This is a genomic window from Acinetobacter sp. ANC_7654, from assembly GCF_056779855.1.
The window spans coordinates 278,256-294,376 of sequence record NZ_JBWYIR010000002.1; the positions used below are offsets into that span (position 1 = coordinate 278,256).

Here is a 16,121-nt window from a genome sequence, read left to right on the forward strand (position 1 = left end):
TTTTTTTATGTGTCGTACTATAACAGGTAGAAAATACCATATAAAAAAACAATTTTTTTCAATAATCTAGAAAGCTCATAACAGAGTAGTATGCATGAAGAACCAATTCATAAAACTCATCATTGTGCTGGCTGCATGTGGAAGTGTTCCAGTATTTGCAGCGAGTTTTGATTGCAAAAAAGCGCAGTCCGAAACTGAGAAAGCTGTTTGTGAACATCGTATCCTGAATGATGCAGATGTTAAAATGGCTGCCACTTATCAAATTCTTCGTCGTTTAGTACCGATGGGAATGCGATCAATCATTCAGAATGAACAAGTCAAATGGCTGGAATTACGTGATCAATGCCAAGCAAATTTGCAATGCTTAAATCATGTCTATCAAATGCGTCAGCAAAAACTAGAAATACATCTTGATCGAATTTACAAACAAGGTCCTTTTTAAAAAAAATTAATTTTGACCATTGAAAAAATTAGAAGCTACACCATTCATTAAGCATTCAAAAAAATTGTTTTGATGTGTTTAAGGAGTAGTTTATGAGCGAGCAGAATACACAAAAACATAGTTTCCAAGCGGAAGTTGCTCAGCTTTTACATTTAGTGACGCATTCACTTTATTCAAATCCAGAAATTTTCCTTCGTGAGCTAATTTCAAACGCTTCAGACGCATGTGATAAATTACGTTTTGAAGGGATTAATCATCCTGAATACTATGAAAATGATCCAGATTTACGTGTACGCGTACAATTGGATAAAGATAATAAAACCATCACCATTTCAGACAACGGTATTGGTTTAAGCCAACAAGAAGCTATTGATAATTTGGGTACGATTGCTAAATCTGGTACTAAAGACTTTATGTCTAAATTAACCGGTGATCAAAAGTCAGATGCACAGTTAATTGGTCAGTTTGGTGTCGGTTTTTATTCTGGCTTTATTGTCGCTGATAAAATCACAGTTGAATCACGTCGTGCAGGGGCTGAAGCTTCAGAAGGTGTACGTTGGATCAGTGGTGGTACAGGCGAATTTGAAGTTGAGCAAATTACAAAAGAAGGTCGCGGTACAGATATTATTCTACACTTGCGCGAAGACGCATTAGATTATTTGCAAAGTTATAAAGTAAAGCAAATTATCAATAAATATTCAGACCATATCAGTTTACCAATTCAAATGGAAAAAGAGGTATGGCAACAAGAAGAAGCAGCTGAGGGCGAAGAAGCGAAACCAGGCCAGTATGTCAAAACGGGTGAATGGGAGGCGATCAATTCTGCCAGCGCATTGTGGACACGTAGTAAGAATGACATTACTGAAGAACAGTATATTGAGTTTTATAAAAACTTAAGTCACGACTTTGAAGCACCTATTACATGGGCGCATAACCGTGTAGAAGGGAGCACTGAATATACGCAATTACTGTATATCCCAAGTAAAGCACCGCACAACATTTTCTCACGTGAAGCGAAAGCAGGTATCAAGCTCTATGTGAAACGTGTCTTCATCATGGATGATGCAGATAATCTCATCCCGAACTATTTACGATTCGTACAAGGTGTTGTGGATAGCGCAGACTTACCGTTGAATGTGAGTCGTGAATTACTTCAAGAAAGTCGAGATGTTAAAACCATCCGTGAAGGTAACACACGTCGAATCTTAACAACTTTAGATACTTTAGCTAAATCTGAAGATGAAGCAGATCAAGAGAAATTTAAGAAGTTTTATGCTGAGTTTGGTTCTGTCTTAAAAGAAGGTTTGGGTGAAGATTTCACCAATCGTGACCGAATTTTGAAGCTTCTACGCTTTGCAACTTCAAACAATGATGAGGTCACCACTTCATTGGCTGACTACAAAGCAGCAATGAAAGAAGGTCAAAAGGCGATTTATTATGTAACGGCGGAAAGCTTAGCCGCTGCTAAAAACTCGCCACAACTTGAATTATTCAAGAAAAAAGGCATCGATGTTCTGCTAATGACTGAACGTGTAGATGAATGGGCAATGGAATTTGTTCATGAGTTTGACGGGACACCAATGCAGAATGTCGCAAAAGGTGCTGTAGACTTAGGTGATTTACAGGATGCTGAAGAGAAAAAAGCATTAGAAGCGGCGGCTGAGCAGTTTAAACCTGTGGTTGAAAAGCTGTCTGAGTCATTAAAAGACAAAACCAAAGAAGTGCGCGTAACCACTCGTTTGGTTGATTCTCCAGCGTGTCTGGTGACGGGTGAAGGCGAGTTGTCTCCACAGTTGATTCGCATGTTAAAACAGGCAGGTCAAGCAGTCCCAGAAAGCAAGCCAATTTTAGAGATTAACCCTGAGCATCCATTGGTGAAAAAGTTGGATGGTTCAGCACAATTTGACGATCTTGCAAATGTGATTTTTGATCAAGCGATGATTGCGGAAGGTGGTTTACCAGAAGATCCAGCTGCATATTTAAAACGCATTAACAGCTTATTATTGAAATAAGCGCATATTTTAAATTGTGATCCAAAGCCTATCTTCGGATAGGCTTTTTTATGCAGCGCCGTCGTAGGATGTAAAAGGAACTATTTAAGCTTTGGGTTAAAATAGATAAATTTTTTCGATGTTAATGATAAAAAAATACGTCCAAGTTTTGATTTGGAAAACATATTAAACAATAATAATTAATCTATAATAGCGATCATTAAATATTGGGAATATTCTATGAAAACTTCAATGATGCTCGCATTTAGCATGTTTTGTCTGAGCTTAACCAATGTCTCTTATGCAGAACAAGATGTGAAAAAAATTGTTCGAAATGATCGTGTAACCGTAGTGAAGCATCAAATTCCACAGTTTGATATTAATTCTTTTGTGGATAGTAAACGTATCGCACGCACAGATCGTGTCGGTTATGTTTTACCTAAAACTGAAGCTGAAGTGGCGCCTAAAAAAACACGTATTACACGTAATGATCGTATCGTGATTCAAAAGCCTGTCATTTGAGAATCTAAGATCCAAAAAAAGCCCATCAGTGATGGGCTTTTTTTATGACTATTATCGAGCGCTAAAATCTAGCTTCAAGACGAACTAAAGCACGAGGATAGTGTGATCGATCTTCACGCTTATCATTAAAATAGTTAAGGTCACCTTGAACAAAGAACCATTCGCGGAATAAGGGTTGGCGCCACGAAACAAAAGGTCCCCAACTGTTCATACGTAAATCATCGTTATTGTAATAACCACCCACATACATACCGTAGTTAAAGCGGTTATCATGGAAAAACTGATGTTGGCGATAGGTACGATTATCCCAAGTCCAATCATCATCCTGCTCATCTGCATAAGTTAGATAAAGCTGATTTGAAATAAACGCTTCATTTGGACGTGCGTGGGTGAGTTCCAAATTGGTTCTTAGATAATTTTCACTATCTATACCATAACGATAGATTTGTTCAGCATGAAAGGAAAAATCATTCCCGAGAGTCCAATCTTTTTTTGCCTTCAAGCGGGCATAAATGTCATCTCCAGATCGAATACCTAAATCAGCATCTAAATCGAAAGGTAACTTATCAGACAGTTGTGACCAACGTAATGCGATCGAACTGTTATCTTCACGGATTCGCTTAGTGTCGACATTTTTGTCGGGATCAGCAGCGGGATTTTCATTGGTAATGGCAATATTGTTGTCAATTTCATTATCCAGTGAATCATCACCAAAGACTAAACTTAATTTACGCTCTAAGGTTGGTAAGTCGATTTTACCGCGTATACGTGGCTTGAATTCGTAATCATCATACTTATTCCATTTATTATCAAAGATTACACGTAGCGTTGCTTTGGCGGTTTCATCTTCATAACCTTCACCAAACCAACCATCGATTCGCTGAGCGGTTCGGTCTGCCCAGTGGCGAATCGATTTTTGACGTCGGTCAATCCATGATAAATCTTCAGTCGCTTGGGTCGGGGCGTATATTCTTTTATTGGATTGTTCAGGGAATAGTGTGGGGGTTGAATCTACCATGCGAGGAACGTAGTTAATCCAACCTAAGCTATTTTCATCCGATGTTGGCCAATCTTTTTGTTGAAATTCTAAAGGATAGTCTAAAGTAGGGAATTCGCTACTGACACTGATTTCATCTGTTTGATAAGGATCAGTCAAGTGATCTATCTGATCTTGGCTATACACGAAAGTACTTAAAAAGCTACAACTTAAGACAAGACTTAAGGTTGACGATTTGAACTGCTGCATGATTCTTTTCATATTCGCTCTAAGTCATTTTCATTGTTAAGCCGCTGAATTTATTTATAAAATTAAAAATGGGCTTAAGCATCGTGATATTATTAAAAATCAATGTTTGATCTATTCTAATGAATTGTTCAACAAAATTCACAATAAACAACAATGAAATTAAAGTGATTTAAAATTGGAACAGATAATGAGAAGACTTGAAACTGAAATAATTTTATTAAATGATTGTTTTATAGATAAAAAAAGACCTCCTTGGGGAAAGAGGTCTATAAAAATTTACCATGTATAGAGTCATGCAGTGAATCTATACATGAAGTATATTAAGTTCCGATTCACTTGAATAGGCTTGTTTATGCAACGCTGAATTCTATTTTTATAACAGTCTAAATATAGCTTAAGTCATGCAACCTTAAGCCAGTATTTAGGTTCTCGAAGATGTTTTATGATTTGCTTGGTGGCACGTCACAATGTTCATCAGTACAAGTTTCTGCATCTTCAACAGTGGGTTGATCTGTTTGTTCATTGGCAGTCGTTAATACTTTGTTGATCACATCTTGGAAGACTTGAGTCGGTTGAGCACCAGCCAAAGCCACACGCTGATCGAATACAAAAAATGGTACGCCAGTCACTTTTAATTGATCACGTGCAAGTTCTTCATCAAATTGGACAAAATCGGCATATTGATCAGAATCCAAAATATCATCCACTTCAACTGGATTTAAACCAATGCGCGAAGCAACATCTTCGAGAGTTTCACGCTCGCCAATGGCTAAACCTTGGGTCATATAGCTATAAAAAAAGGCTTCTTTTGCTTCCGAACCCAATCCTAAGCTTTGTGCATGATGAATAATTCGATGGGCGTTGAATGTATTTCCTGAGTTGGCATTTTCCCAATTGAACTCGATGCCTTCTGCTTTTGCCATTTCCGCAATATTGCGTTGCATTTCTTCAACTTCAGCGACAGTACGCCCATATTTTAATGCTAAACGTTCGCTATTTGAGACTTCTTGACGTGGCGGTGCATCAGGATCTAGCTGAAAACTGTGCCAATGGACTTCAAGTTCTACACCAGTTGCAGCAGCTGCTGCTTCTAAACGTTTTTTTCCGATATAGCAAAAAGGGCATACTACATCTGACCACACATCTACACGCATAAAAAATCTCTAATCATCATTTATGAATCTATAGTGTGGGCAATGACAACAAAATTAAAGGTCTAAATCTGAAACGCAGAGTTTCAACCCGCTATGTTTCTGTCGAAAATATGAATATTGCGTAATAAATTATTGAAACTTGATCACAGAATCACGAATAAATCGACAAAATCACAGCAATATCCACTAAATTCATTCCTATTTCTGCTTAAAAAATATGCTATACAATACACATCATGTGCTTGTCATTGTTCGCAAGTGATTCATTACTCAAACAAAAAAAGGATAGGAGTTTGAGATGCGCGGAATTTTAGCTGTGGTTATCGTCATGGTGACCTTATTATTTGGTTATTGTGCCTACGCGCAAAATGAAAAAAATGATGAAGTGCAACGTCAACAATTTGATTTGGTGATGACGGAAAAAATTGAGCAGCTTTATGTTCAAGCGAAGGATTGGAAAACCCCTCTGAATTTTAAAGTTGAAGATGAGCGTTTGAATGGTGACTATAAAGTACTTTCTGAATTTATTTTGAAGTATTGGGTAGACAATATTGAATCACGAAATATGTATTTACGTGAGTTAGATCAAGCCAAGTGGGATGAGTTTCTGAACGTTCGGCGCCTAGAATTAGATAAAAAGAATAAATACCAAGACACTGAAAAGATGTTTGTCCAAGTGAAGAAAATTCAATCTGAATATCAAACGCGTGACCAACAAATTTATGCGACAGCTTTACAAGCGCTTGATGCTTTGGAGATGAAAGCAGACTTGCGTGAGCCAATGAAAGAAAAGTTAAAATTCAGCCGACAGCATAATAATGATCAAGCTTTGTTTGCTTTAGAACTTAAGATCACAAAAAAAGCTGAAGAAATGTTTGAGTTTTTGAAGAATCATGACTGGCAACGCCGTAACGAAATGATCCTATTTAAAAGTGATCTCAGTGTGAATCGCTTTAACGAGTTATATCGCGAATTAAATCAATTACAACGCGAAATTGATCAGTTAAAAAATCAAAATGCCGAAGTGATTGAAGCACAAACAGTGAATCAAAGTCCAAGTTCAGAGCCTGCTGTTCAGGAAGAAACGCAATAAACAAACTTTCTTGGTTGTTTCTTTCAGCGTGGTTATAAAAAATGGACGCATGCTTTACTCACGGAGTAAGGCAGAAAAGGCTTTACTTGAAAGTAAATGTACATCATGAACATGCTCAATTTTAGGATTAATATGTGCTTTTTCTTTCCATTGATTTAAAGTAATACCATTATCGAGGACTTTTTTGTCATATAAATAGTTTGGAATTAAACCTGGCAATGTCACGCGATAATCTCGTGGAATTTGTCCTACTGCATGTTCTAATAAATCAAACAAGATGGTCGTACAATTACTAATATAGGTGTTATACCAAACTGGGGTATGATTTAGCCGATTGGCTTTGTTCAGGAATTCTAAAAACAACATCTGAATTTCGGTTTGATTCATTTGAATTGGATAAATATAGACATCTTCTTCGCGAATATTTGAGCGGGTATAAATCAAATCATTTTCATCACCTACGACCAGTGCCAATTCATACTGCCGAAAAAACCCGCCAATGGTGGAAAATCCTTCATCTTTTTCCTGACGAACTTCTAAAGAAAAAGCGAGATGTTCGCCATCATCAAAACCAAATGTAATAAAAACATGCGCAATAGGACCTTGCATAAAATGTGATACCACTAAATCTATACGATCTAACTTTTCTAAATCGTATTGTCGTGTTTCCCACCGCATCACGTAGTCTTTATCACTGTGCCAAATAAAATTTCTGACATTCTGTAATTCCACTTTGCCATCTTTGAATTGGAATTGAATAATTTTGTCGGTTTCATCCTGCCAAACGCGATCATTGCGTGGTTCTAAGGAAAAAAAGCTATTCATGGCAATCAAAAAAATAATCAAATACGCCCATGTGAAATAGGGCTTATAGCTGTGTTGCTTGAAATGGAATATCCCTGTAATGATGGCAAGTCCAACCCAAAACAAGATCAGTGCATAAGTGAAAATGGTATTAACAGGCTGATGTGTCCAAATGAATAAGATTGCCCAGAGTGATGTGAGACATAAAAATATAACGAGTAGGCTGTTTTTTATTTTAGTTTTCATGGCTGATGGATATGTATGAGTTTTCTATTTTTATAATGAATTGAAGTTAAGCTTTGAAGTCCATATTTGTAAAATCAGACCGAGTCTTGAAATTCAGTTGCTTAGCAAAACTTTTAAAAAAAACTTGAAACATTTATCTGAGTGCTGATGAATACGTAAATAAATTGGTGTAGTTTAATTAAAGAATGGATCTATTTGTTTAGTTATTCTTGTTTCTTGATGCTCAATTTGAACGATGCATGTCAGAGTCTTACTTATGACTAATTCTAAATTATGTTTGATGTTCGGTGTGATCTCAGCCTTGCTGATGAGTTTGTCTCATGCTGAAGATGTTGCAAGCCTGCCTTCAATTCAATTGATGGCGGACGATGACTTACGTGATGAAGTTGTGACGACTGTTACACCTTTTCAAGAGGATCAAAAGGTGCGTCAATCTTTGCAACATCAAGTGATCAAAAAAGAGCAGAATATTCAAAATGCTGCTTTAGAGCAAAGTTCACCTGCACTGAATATTCAACCGAAAACTCCAGTGCCTGATATGAGTCATCTATCACCTTTACAGCAGCAGTATGTTTTGTCTGTTGCAGCAGGTTTACAGTCGAATGATCCGAGTTCAGGCATTTTTAGAATGTTGGAGCCTTTAGGGATTGATCGGGACAAAGCATTGACTCATATCCAACAGGGTGCAGGCGCGATTCCAATGACCTTTGATGAGCAACGTTTAAATCAGTTGTTGGGTGATGGATGGCGGAGTAATCTAAAATAAAATTTGATTTCTAAAGTATAAAAATCCCGCAAACAGCGGGATTTCTTCTAGTCACGTATCTAAACTTAAACACGTTTGATAATTTGCAAATTATCTTAAAGCCTAGGTAAATTATAGTAGATTAATTCACATGAATTTAAAGTGTTAAGATCTAAATTGATATTTTGTTGAGCAGATACATGGTTGCTCAAGTGTTGATTTTGTTGAGCACTAAAGCCCAAAAAAGAATTATAACCTTCAATTTGAATTTTATATTTCTGAATATTAAGGTTCAAATTTTGAGTTAAGCAATACTGCTTTAATGAGTATTCTCTCTTATTATCAGATAGCGTAAAATTTATCTTGTGAGTAACAGTATCAATAACATAAATAGAATGTTTGTGTGAGCCAATATTAATTTTTTGTTGATGAGTTGGATTAGCTTGTACCGTACCGTTAAATAGAAATTCTTTGATAACTGGCTTGCCAATGACTTCATTTATTTTGATCAGAGCGAAGTTTGTAAGCGTGATAAATTGCGGGGAAAATAACCTCCAAACAAAAAATAACACAAACCCTGTAAGAAGTATAAATATAAAATAATTCATGAATTTATTAATTTTTTTATAACGGAATTTTTTGCGATTCTCCTCAATTTCTCGGACATAAAACTGATTGATAACAACAAGAAAAATGGGAGTTAAAAAAGTAATAGCCAGTCCATAAGCAATACTAGAAACTAATAGAGGATTAAAGAAAGGCAATTCATATTGATTTTCTAACTTCCATCCAAAATAGAAAATTATAAGACTGAGAACGATATAAAATACTGGATAGAAATATGTCTTTTTTTTCTTCATATTTATAAATTTTTTAACAAGATTTTTTTTTAGAGAAAAAACCCCGCATTAAGCGGGGTTTCTTTTGGTCACGTATTTAAAACTTAAACACGTTCGATCACAGTTGCGATACCTTGACCAAGACCGATACACATCGTCGCAAGACCGATTTGTGTATCTTGTTGTTCCATCACGTTTAACAACGTCGTTGTGATACGCGCACCAGAACAACCCAATGGGTGACCAAGCGCAATCGCACCACCGTTTAAGTTCACGATGTCTTGTTTGTCATGTAAACCTAGACCTTTCAATACTGAAAGACCTTGAGCAGCAAATGCTTCGTTTAACTCAACAGTCTGAATGTCACCAATACTCAAGCCAGCACGTTTCAGCGCTTTTTGAGTTGCTGGAACTGGGCCATAACCCATGATCGCAGCATCACAACCTGCAACTGCCATAGATCGAATTACAGCACGTGGCTTAAGACCGAGTGCTTGCGCACGCTCAGCAGACATCAATAACATTGCAGATGCACCGTCAGACAACGCTGATGATGTAGCAGCAGTCACTGTACCGCCTTTAGGGTCAAACACAGGACGCAACGCTTTAAATGCTTCAAGGTTCGCATCTGGACGAATCACTTCGTCTACATCACAAAGGATTTTGAAGCCATTTGCATCATGACCTTCAACACCAATGATTTCGTTTTTGAAACGACCTTCTTGAGTAGCAGCCCAAGCACGACGGTGAGATTCAACACCAAAAGCGTCTTGCTCTTCACGGCTAATGCCATTCATACGACCTAACATTTCAGCAGTTAAGCCCATCATGTTAGATGCTTTTGCATAATGTTTAGATGCTTGTGGGTTCAAGTCGATACCATGCATCATGCCAACGTGGCCCATGTGCTCAACACCACCGATGATGAAGATATCACCTTGGTTTGTCGCAATTTGAGCAGCTGCGGTATGAATTGCTTGCATTGAAGAACCACAAAGACGGTTAACAGTTTGACCTGCAACAGTTTTTGGTAAGTCTGCCAATAACACGATGTTACGACCGATGTTCATGCCTTGCTCTAGAGTCTGGTTCACACAACCCCAGATCACATCTTCAACTTCGTTCACATCAAACTGGTTACGAGCAACCAATGCACGAACTAATTCAGCAGATAAGTTATCGGCACGTACATTGCGGAACATACCATTTTTGGTTTTACCCATTGCTGAACGTACGCCATCAACGATGACAACGTCACGTGGATTTAAAGTAGCCATTCACGTTGCTCCTTAACCGTAGAATTTTTTGTTGTTAGCAGCCATGTCACGCAACATTTGTGGCGCTTCATAAGCCTTACCTAAATGCGCATACTTGTCGCAAAGCGCAACATACTCAGCTACACCAGTTTGATCGATGTAACGGCATGGACCACCACGGAATGGAGGGAAGCCTACACCCATGATCATTGCCATATCTGCTTCGTTTGGTGTTGCAACGATGTTGTCTTCTAAGCAACGAACAGTTTCGTTACAGAAAGCAATCATCATACGGTCAATGATCTCTTGAGAATCAAATTCACGTTTTTCACCAGTCACGACAGAAGCAATCACGTCATACGCTGTTGGATCAACAGTTTTTGCTTTCTTGCCTTTCTTGTCCAATTCATATTTGTAGAAACCAACATCGTTCTTTTGACCAAGACGTTGTGCTTCATACATTGTTTGGATTGAACCTTTGAAATCAGGCTTCATACGGTCAGGGAAACCTTCAGCCATCACTTCTGCACCGTGAACGCCAGTATCAATACCGACAACGTCCATTAAGTATGCAGGACCCATTGGCCAGCCAAATTTTTCCATCACTTTGTCGACTTGTTGGAAGTCAGCGCCGTCTTTAAGAAGAAGGTCAAACGCACCAAAGTAAGGGAACAATACGCGGTTTACAAGGAAGCCCGGGCAGTCATTGACAACGATAGGAGTTTTACCCATTTTTTGAGCGAGTACGACAGTCGTTGCAATCGCTTCAGGTGAAGTTTTTTCACCGCGGATCACTTCAACCAAAGGCATCATATGCACTGGGTTAAAGAAGTGCATCCCAACAAAGTTCTCAGGACGTTCAAGGTTTTCAGCCAAACGCGTGATTGAGATCGTAGAAGTGTTTGATGCAATGATCGTGTTTTCACGTACTTTAGATTCTGTTTCTTTGAGTACGATGCCTTTCACTTTCGGGTTTTCAGTTACCGCTTCGATCACGATATCGACTTCTTTAAACTCATCATAGCTTAATGTCGGACGGATACGTGCAAGCGTTTCACCCATTTGAGCAGGCTTGATTTTCTTACGTTCAACTTGTTTAGTCAGAAGACCGTTTGCTTCTTTCATTCCTAAAGCAAGTTGTGGGTTACCAATATCTTTCATGATAATTGGTGTGCCTTTGCTTGCCGCTTGATAAGCAATACCACCACCCATGATACCTGCACCAAGTACTGCAGCTTGATTTACAGGGTGAGCGCCTTGTTCATATTTTTTCGAAGTTTTCTTCACAACTTGGTCGTTGATGAATAAACCAATCAACGCACCTGCTTGTGGCGTTACCGCTGCTTTTGCAAAGTGTTCAGCTTCTTGGCGAAGTGCACCAGCACGATCTAAGCTTGAGCCCGCTTGCATAGAATCAAGCAATAATTTTGGCGCAGGGTATTGTGCAGGATTAGCTTTCGCAAGTACCACACCTTTAGATGAGTTGAAAGCCATCATTTGTTCTAATGGATTCAACTTAATAGGATCTAATTTTTCTTGACGCTTCGCTTTCCAGTCTAAACGACCTTCGATTGCTTGTTTAACGATAGAGATCGCAGCATCTTGTAATTTATCAGCAGCAACCACCGCATCGACCGCACCATCTTTAAGTGCAGCAGGTGCTTTTTTCGGGTTCGCCATTGCCATCCATTCAACAGCGTTATCGATACCGATAACACGGCTTAGACGAACAGTACCACCGAAACCAGGAATGATCCCAAGTTTAATTTCTGGAAGACCAACTTGTGCTGATTCTGACATCACGCGATAGTCACACACCAAGCACATTTCGAAACCGCCGCCCAATGCCATACCATTGATTGCAGCAACTTTAGGAATATTTAAATCTTCGAATGAATTGAAAATTTCATGAACAGGCATCGCCCAATCTACAATGACTTGTTCGCCTTGCGCAAAGTTTTCACCAAACTCAGTGATGTCTGCACCAACGATAAATGTAGATTTACCAGATGTAACGATAAGACCTTTGATCTCAGCGTTTGATTGAACAGCAGCAATTGCAGCTTTAAAGTCGTCAATTGTTGCGCGGTTGAATTTATTAACCGACTCACCTTGTAAGTCAAAGCGGAATTCTGCAATTCCGTCCGAAAGCATTTGGACGGTAATGGCATTGCCAGCGTGGATCATGCCCTGATCTCCTTTTTTTTGGAGGACTTCTAAGTTGATGTTGTGAAGCAAGTGCGTATTTCCTGCGCACATTAAAGCTTCGCTAATCTTACGATAACTATATCGAAAAAGAACATAACAAGTTGTATCAAGCCGTGACGCAATGGTCATCTATTTATTGCACCAGCATGCGTTATAAAACAGCAGATGCGAATGTAGAGTTTGTTCTTCTTACAATAAAGCGATTGTTTCAATTGGCATTTTATTTAAAAACACTTCAACTTATATCTGGGGTAGGTAGGTAATTTCAAGTTATTTTGCACTTTAAATTTCGTCATAAAAGTCAATAAACTGAAATATAAAGCCATCAAAAGTCTATTTGTAGAACACAATGTTTCGTTGTTTGGGGTAGTCGTTATACAATTTACGTGATTATCTATACATCTAAATTGGAACAATTCATTTCCAATTTAGGTGCAGCATCTCCTCATTTAACCCGCTAACCAAAGATAAACCGAGTCAATCAATGATCAAGTGGATTATTCTCGCGATATTCATCATATCGGCACTGTATATTCAACGTCGTGGAAAAGTACGACATTCGTTCTATCGTCAATTCTTTGATCATTCGACCATTTTGGCACCTATTAATTTTTTGATGTATATGTTCTCTAAGGTGCCAAACCAGCCTTATATCGACACACAGCATTTTAAAGATTTAAAAGTGTTAGATGAAAATTGGGAAATGATTCGTGATGAAGCCAAAGCTTTATATGAGCAGGGTGGGATCAAAGCCTCTGAAAAATATGATGACCTAGGCTTTAATTCATTTTTTAAAACTGGTTGGAAGCGTTTTTATTTAAAATGGTATGACTCTGCACATCCTTCAGCAGCAGAACTGTGCCCTAAAACGACAGCATTGCTTAAAACATTACCGACCATTAAAGCGGCGATGTTTACTGAGCTTGCTCCTGATAGTCGCTTGGTTCGTCATCGTGATCCTTATGCGGGATCTTTACGCTATCATTTAGGGTTGTTGACGCCAAATGATGATCGTTGCTTTATTGATGTAGATGGTCAGCGGTATTCATGGAGAGATGGTGAAAGCGTTGTGTTTGATGAAACCTACATTCATTATGCAGAAAACACGACGGATCAAAATCGTATTATTTTCTTTGCTGATGTAGAGCGCCCTTTAAAGACACGTTGGATGGAACGGTTTAATCATTGGTTTGGTAAAAATGTAATGACTGCGGCAAGTTCACCGAATGAAGCAGGGGATCAAACGGGTGGTCTGAACAAAGCATTTGGTTATATTTATCGCTTGCGTGTGAAAGCAAAAGCACTGAAAGCGAAGAACCGTCAGTTATATTACTTTTTAAAATGGTTCTTGATGTTAGGGATATTCTTCCTGATTTTTATTCGACCTTATGTGTTTTAAGAGCATTCAGATCAAAATGCGCCTCAGGGCGCATTTTTTAATTTTACTTAAAATGATGTAAATTAAAATTGAGAAGTGGTTCAATAAAAGCTATGCTTTTGTGTGTAAAATATACAAAAGAAAATTCAAATGAATCTCAAAAAAACAATATTAGTACTAAGTATTTTACCGTTTTTTTTAAGTGCCTGTGGCGGCGGTGGGTCGGGAGATTCGTATGAATCATCACCGAGTACACAATTTCGAAACGGTGATCAACTCTATTCAATTTACTATAATTCTAATGATCGATTCGGCTTAAATTATATTGAATTTCAAAATGGACAATTTACTTATACGGATAGTTTTAAACCGTTGAATAGTGTGATTGTTACGCGAAATCGTATCTATCAAACCTATGATCAAGCCCAAAATACGCTCAGTGTGAATAGTCCTAGTCATTGGACGATGAATATCATTGGTGACATCCAAACGGATATCGAAATGGAGCGTGTAAACCTATCGGGTAAAAATGTTTTTGATACAGTTTTACCAGGTTATCGCAACATTGATCGAAATGATTTGAGCCCTAATGTGAGATTGTTTATCGCCAAAGATGGTCTTAAAAATTTTTCTTCAGGTAGCTATTGTTATAGAAAGAAAGCAGAACAAAACAGAGTAGATTATTTACAACTCTATCCAAACACGAGTGAACCATTGGAAGAGAGTTTTAACCAATTTTATGAAGATAACTTGCTGTATCTTGATCTTTTAAATGACAAAAATCCAATTGTTAAATTTCAACTCGCTAAAGATCGTTGGATGGGTATGAATTTTAGCAGTATTTTTGACACCAGTATGAAGATTAGTTTAGATGATTCAACAGCCATTGAATTTGAAAGCAAACTATATCCTGCTGAATATCATCAAACTTTGAAGCGTACGACTGATGATGAATATAAACTCTATGAAAAATTGTTAATGAACGATGATGTTGCAGAAAATAGACAGCGTTATCAGTTGTTAATGGCAAATATTGAAAAAGGGTGTACGTATTATAATAAAACGGCAGCAGAATCCTTTGTCACGATTCCTGGTTTAAGATGATTTGTTTAAAAAAAGCCCATAATGGGCTTTTTTTATTAATTGATGATCGTGAGCTGACCGTCTTTGCAATCCAGCTTGAGATGAAGTTGATCTGGATGCTTTAGAAAGTAGATCGCAATAATGGGTTCTAGTTCAGTTCTTATTTTACGTGCTAAATGACGTGCACCAAAGCGGATATCATGACCCTGATAGAAATATGCTTTGGCAAGGTCTGATAAATGAACCTGACGTTTTTGATGTTGCAAACGAATATTGAGTTTTTCCAGTTCAATATCAACCAATTTAGGGAGTGCATCATCTTGAACAGGTTGATAATGAAGGACACGATCAATTCGATTCAGAAATTCGGGATCAAAACTGCGATGCAGTATTTTTTCAATAATGGCTTTCGTGGGTAGGCGTTTTAAACATAGATTTTGAAGTTTTTGCGGTAAAACATTTAATTTATCTAAATATTGTTGTGCTGCGCGTGCTCCTGCATTACTGGTCATAAAGATCATACAATTACGAAAATCAATCGTTTTTGTTCCAGCAGTAAGGGTTAGACGACCTGTATCCAACACATTCATTAAGCCACGAATCACTTCGGGAGAGGCTTTTTCAAGTTCATCAAACAGCATAATGCCAGGACGGGTATGAGAGCCATTAATCGCAGTTTCATCGAATAAACTGTGACCTTCTTTCGAACCGACATATCCAGGCGGAGCGCCTGTTAAAGCGGCTGCATAATGTTCTTGAGCCAGTGTATTCATATCGATACGACAAAATGCATCAGGACGACCATAAATCGCTTCAGCAATCAAACGAACAGTCTCTGTTTTACCAACACCTGTTGGTCCAAGCATCAAGGTGACGGACAAAGGGCGTTCAGGACTTGAAAAGTCAGCTTTGACTACGTGAAGCATTTTTTCGATTTCATCTAAGGCTGGATTTTGCCCAATGATACGATCACGCAATAACTGCATCACTTTGGCTGGTTCAAAATGAAAGCGAGACTTTCCAATGAGTCGATCTTTTTCTGAAGGACTATGGGATGAGAGTGCAGGTTGTATGGCGTGAAAAGCACGATCGGTCGCAGTCATGTTGGCGCATC

General features: G+C 38.1%; 14 protein-coding genes. 7 read left to right on the forward strand and 7 right to left on the reverse strand.

Annotated features, from left to right (window positions below; all coding sequences use genetic code 11):
- Positions 1–94 precede the first annotated feature (94 nt).
- The 3 genes from AC1M86_RS03545 (at position 95) to AC1M86_RS03555 (ending at position 2,955) form a co-directional block, all read left to right on the forward strand.
- Complete coding sequence (locus AC1M86_RS03545; RefSeq protein ID WP_035265964.1) at positions 95–442, forward strand: lysozyme inhibitor LprI family protein; 348 nt, start codon at positions 95–97, stop codon at positions 440–442.
- A gap of 92 nt (positions 443–534) precedes the next feature.
- A complete protein-coding gene (htpG, locus tag AC1M86_RS03550; RefSeq protein ID WP_180028982.1) occupies positions 535–2,454 on the forward strand; it encodes a molecular chaperone HtpG in 1,920 nt (639 codons plus the stop codon).
- A 219-nt stretch (positions 2,455–2,673) separates the two neighbouring features.
- Positions 2,674–2,955, forward strand: coding sequence for a hypothetical protein (locus AC1M86_RS03555; protein ID WP_481607244.1), 282 nt, complete (start codon positions 2,674–2,676; stop codon positions 2,953–2,955).
- Positions 2,956–3,016: 61 nt separating this feature from the next.
- On the opposite strand, the gene AC1M86_RS03560 is transcribed toward AC1M86_RS03555, so the two are convergent.
- The gene (locus tag AC1M86_RS03560; RefSeq protein WP_481607245.1) at positions 3,017–4,201 is read right to left on the reverse strand and encodes a hypothetical protein; all 1,185 of its coding nucleotides are present in this window, start codon (positions 4,199–4,201) and stop codon (positions 3,017–3,019) included.
- 440 nt (positions 4,202–4,641) lie between these two features.
- Positions 4,642–5,355, reverse strand: coding sequence for a DsbA family oxidoreductase (locus AC1M86_RS03565; RefSeq protein ID WP_035265969.1), 714 nt, complete (start codon positions 5,353–5,355; stop codon positions 4,642–4,644).
- A 298-nt stretch (positions 5,356–5,653) separates the two neighbouring features.
- Between AC1M86_RS03565 and AC1M86_RS03570 the strand changes: the two genes are divergently transcribed.
- Positions 5,654–6,448: a hypothetical protein gene (locus AC1M86_RS03570; protein ID WP_481607246.1), complete on the forward strand. Its 795-nt coding sequence runs from the start codon at positions 5,654–5,656 to the stop codon at positions 6,446–6,448.
- A gap of 54 nt (positions 6,449–6,502) precedes the next feature.
- Here the strand turns inward: AC1M86_RS03570 and AC1M86_RS03575 are convergent, their stop codons facing one another.
- Complete coding sequence (locus AC1M86_RS03575; RefSeq protein ID WP_481607247.1) at positions 6,503–7,498, reverse strand: Lnb N-terminal periplasmic domain-containing protein; 996 nt, start codon at positions 7,496–7,498, stop codon at positions 6,503–6,505.
- Between the two features lie 256 nt (positions 7,499–7,754).
- Here AC1M86_RS03575 and AC1M86_RS03580 point away from each other — a divergent pair, with 256 nt between their 5' ends.
- Positions 7,755–8,264, forward strand: coding sequence for a hypothetical protein (locus AC1M86_RS03580; protein WP_481607248.1), 510 nt, complete (start codon positions 7,755–7,757; stop codon positions 8,262–8,264).
- 95 nt (positions 8,265–8,359) lie between these two features.
- Here AC1M86_RS03580 and AC1M86_RS03585 read toward each other — a convergent pair whose 3' ends face one another.
- The 3 genes from AC1M86_RS03585 to fadB form a co-directional block, all read right to left on the reverse strand.
- Positions 8,360–9,103: a hypothetical protein gene (locus AC1M86_RS03585; RefSeq protein ID WP_481607249.1), complete on the reverse strand. Its 744-nt coding sequence runs from the start codon at positions 9,101–9,103 to the stop codon at positions 8,360–8,362.
- Positions 9,104–9,186: 83 nt separating this feature from the next.
- Positions 9,187–10,359 (reverse strand): acetyl-CoA C-acyltransferase FadA, encoded by a 1,173-nt coding sequence (gene fadA / locus AC1M86_RS03590; RefSeq protein WP_035265978.1) that lies wholly within the window; start codon positions 10,357–10,359, stop codon positions 9,187–9,189.
- Between the two features lie 12 nt (positions 10,360–10,371).
- A complete protein-coding gene (fadB, locus tag AC1M86_RS03595; RefSeq protein ID WP_092766638.1) occupies positions 10,372–12,525 on the reverse strand; it encodes a fatty acid oxidation complex subunit alpha FadB in 2,154 nt (717 codons plus the stop codon).
- A gap of 505 nt (positions 12,526–13,030) precedes the next feature.
- Between fadB and lpxO the strand changes: the two genes are divergently transcribed.
- Together lpxO and AC1M86_RS03605 are read left to right on the forward strand one after the other, a co-directional pair.
- On the forward strand, positions 13,031–13,945 hold the full coding sequence (gene lpxO / locus AC1M86_RS03600) for a lipid A hydroxylase LpxO (RefSeq protein ID WP_035265982.1): 915 nt from the start codon (positions 13,031–13,033) through the stop codon (positions 13,943–13,945).
- Positions 13,946–14,074: 129 nt separating this feature from the next.
- Positions 14,075–15,028, forward strand: a complete 954-nt coding sequence (locus AC1M86_RS03605; RefSeq protein ID WP_481607250.1) for a hypothetical protein — start codon at positions 14,075–14,077, stop codon at positions 15,026–15,028.
- Between the two features lie 35 nt (positions 15,029–15,063).
- Here AC1M86_RS03605 and AC1M86_RS03610 read toward each other — a convergent pair whose 3' ends face one another.
- Entirely contained in the window at positions 15,064–16,110 is a 1,047-nt protein-coding gene (locus tag AC1M86_RS03610; protein ID WP_180028651.1) for an AAA family ATPase, read from the reverse strand.
- Positions 16,111–16,121: the final 11 nt, after the last annotated feature.

Bases quoted from the DNA above. Each gene is read 5' to 3' on its own strand.
- AC1M86_RS03545 (WP_035265964.1), top strand. From the start codon at position 95: ATGAAGAACCAATTCATAAAACTCATCATTGTGCTGGCTGCATGTGGA.
- htpG (WP_180028982.1), top strand. From the start codon at position 535: ATGAGCGAGCAGAATACACAAAAACATAGTTTCCAAGCGGAAGTTGCT.
- AC1M86_RS03555 (WP_481607244.1), top strand. From the start codon at position 2,674: ATGAAAACTTCAATGATGCTCGCATTTAGCATGTTTTGTCTGAGCTTA.
- AC1M86_RS03560 (WP_481607245.1), bottom strand. From the start codon at position 4,201: ATGCAGCAGTTCAAATCGTCAACCTTAAGTCTTGTCTTAAGTTGTAGC.
- AC1M86_RS03565 (WP_035265969.1), bottom strand. From the start codon at position 5,355: ATGCGTGTAGATGTGTGGTCAGATGTAGTATGCCCTTTTTGCTATATC.
- AC1M86_RS03570 (WP_481607246.1), top strand. From the start codon at position 5,654: ATGCGCGGAATTTTAGCTGTGGTTATCGTCATGGTGACCTTATTATTT.
- AC1M86_RS03575 (WP_481607247.1), bottom strand. From the start codon at position 7,498: ATGAAAACTAAAATAAAAAACAGCCTACTCGTTATATTTTTATGTCTC.
- AC1M86_RS03580 (WP_481607248.1), top strand. From the start codon at position 7,755: ATGACTAATTCTAAATTATGTTTGATGTTCGGTGTGATCTCAGCCTTG.
- AC1M86_RS03585 (WP_481607249.1), bottom strand. From the start codon at position 9,103: ATGAAGAAAAAAAAGACATATTTCTATCCAGTATTTTATATCGTTCTC.
- fadA (WP_035265978.1), bottom strand. From the start codon at position 10,359: ATGGCTACTTTAAATCCACGTGACGTTGTCATCGTTGATGGCGTACGT.
- fadB (WP_092766638.1), bottom strand. From the start codon at position 12,525: ATGATCCACGCTGGCAATGCCATTACCGTCCAAATGCTTTCGGACGGA.
- lpxO (WP_035265982.1), top strand. From the start codon at position 13,031: ATGATCAAGTGGATTATTCTCGCGATATTCATCATATCGGCACTGTAT.
- AC1M86_RS03605 (WP_481607250.1), top strand. From the start codon at position 14,075: ATGAATCTCAAAAAAACAATATTAGTACTAAGTATTTTACCGTTTTTT.
- AC1M86_RS03610 (WP_180028651.1), bottom strand. From the start codon at position 16,110: ATGACTGCGACCGATCGTGCTTTTCACGCCATACAACCTGCACTCTCA.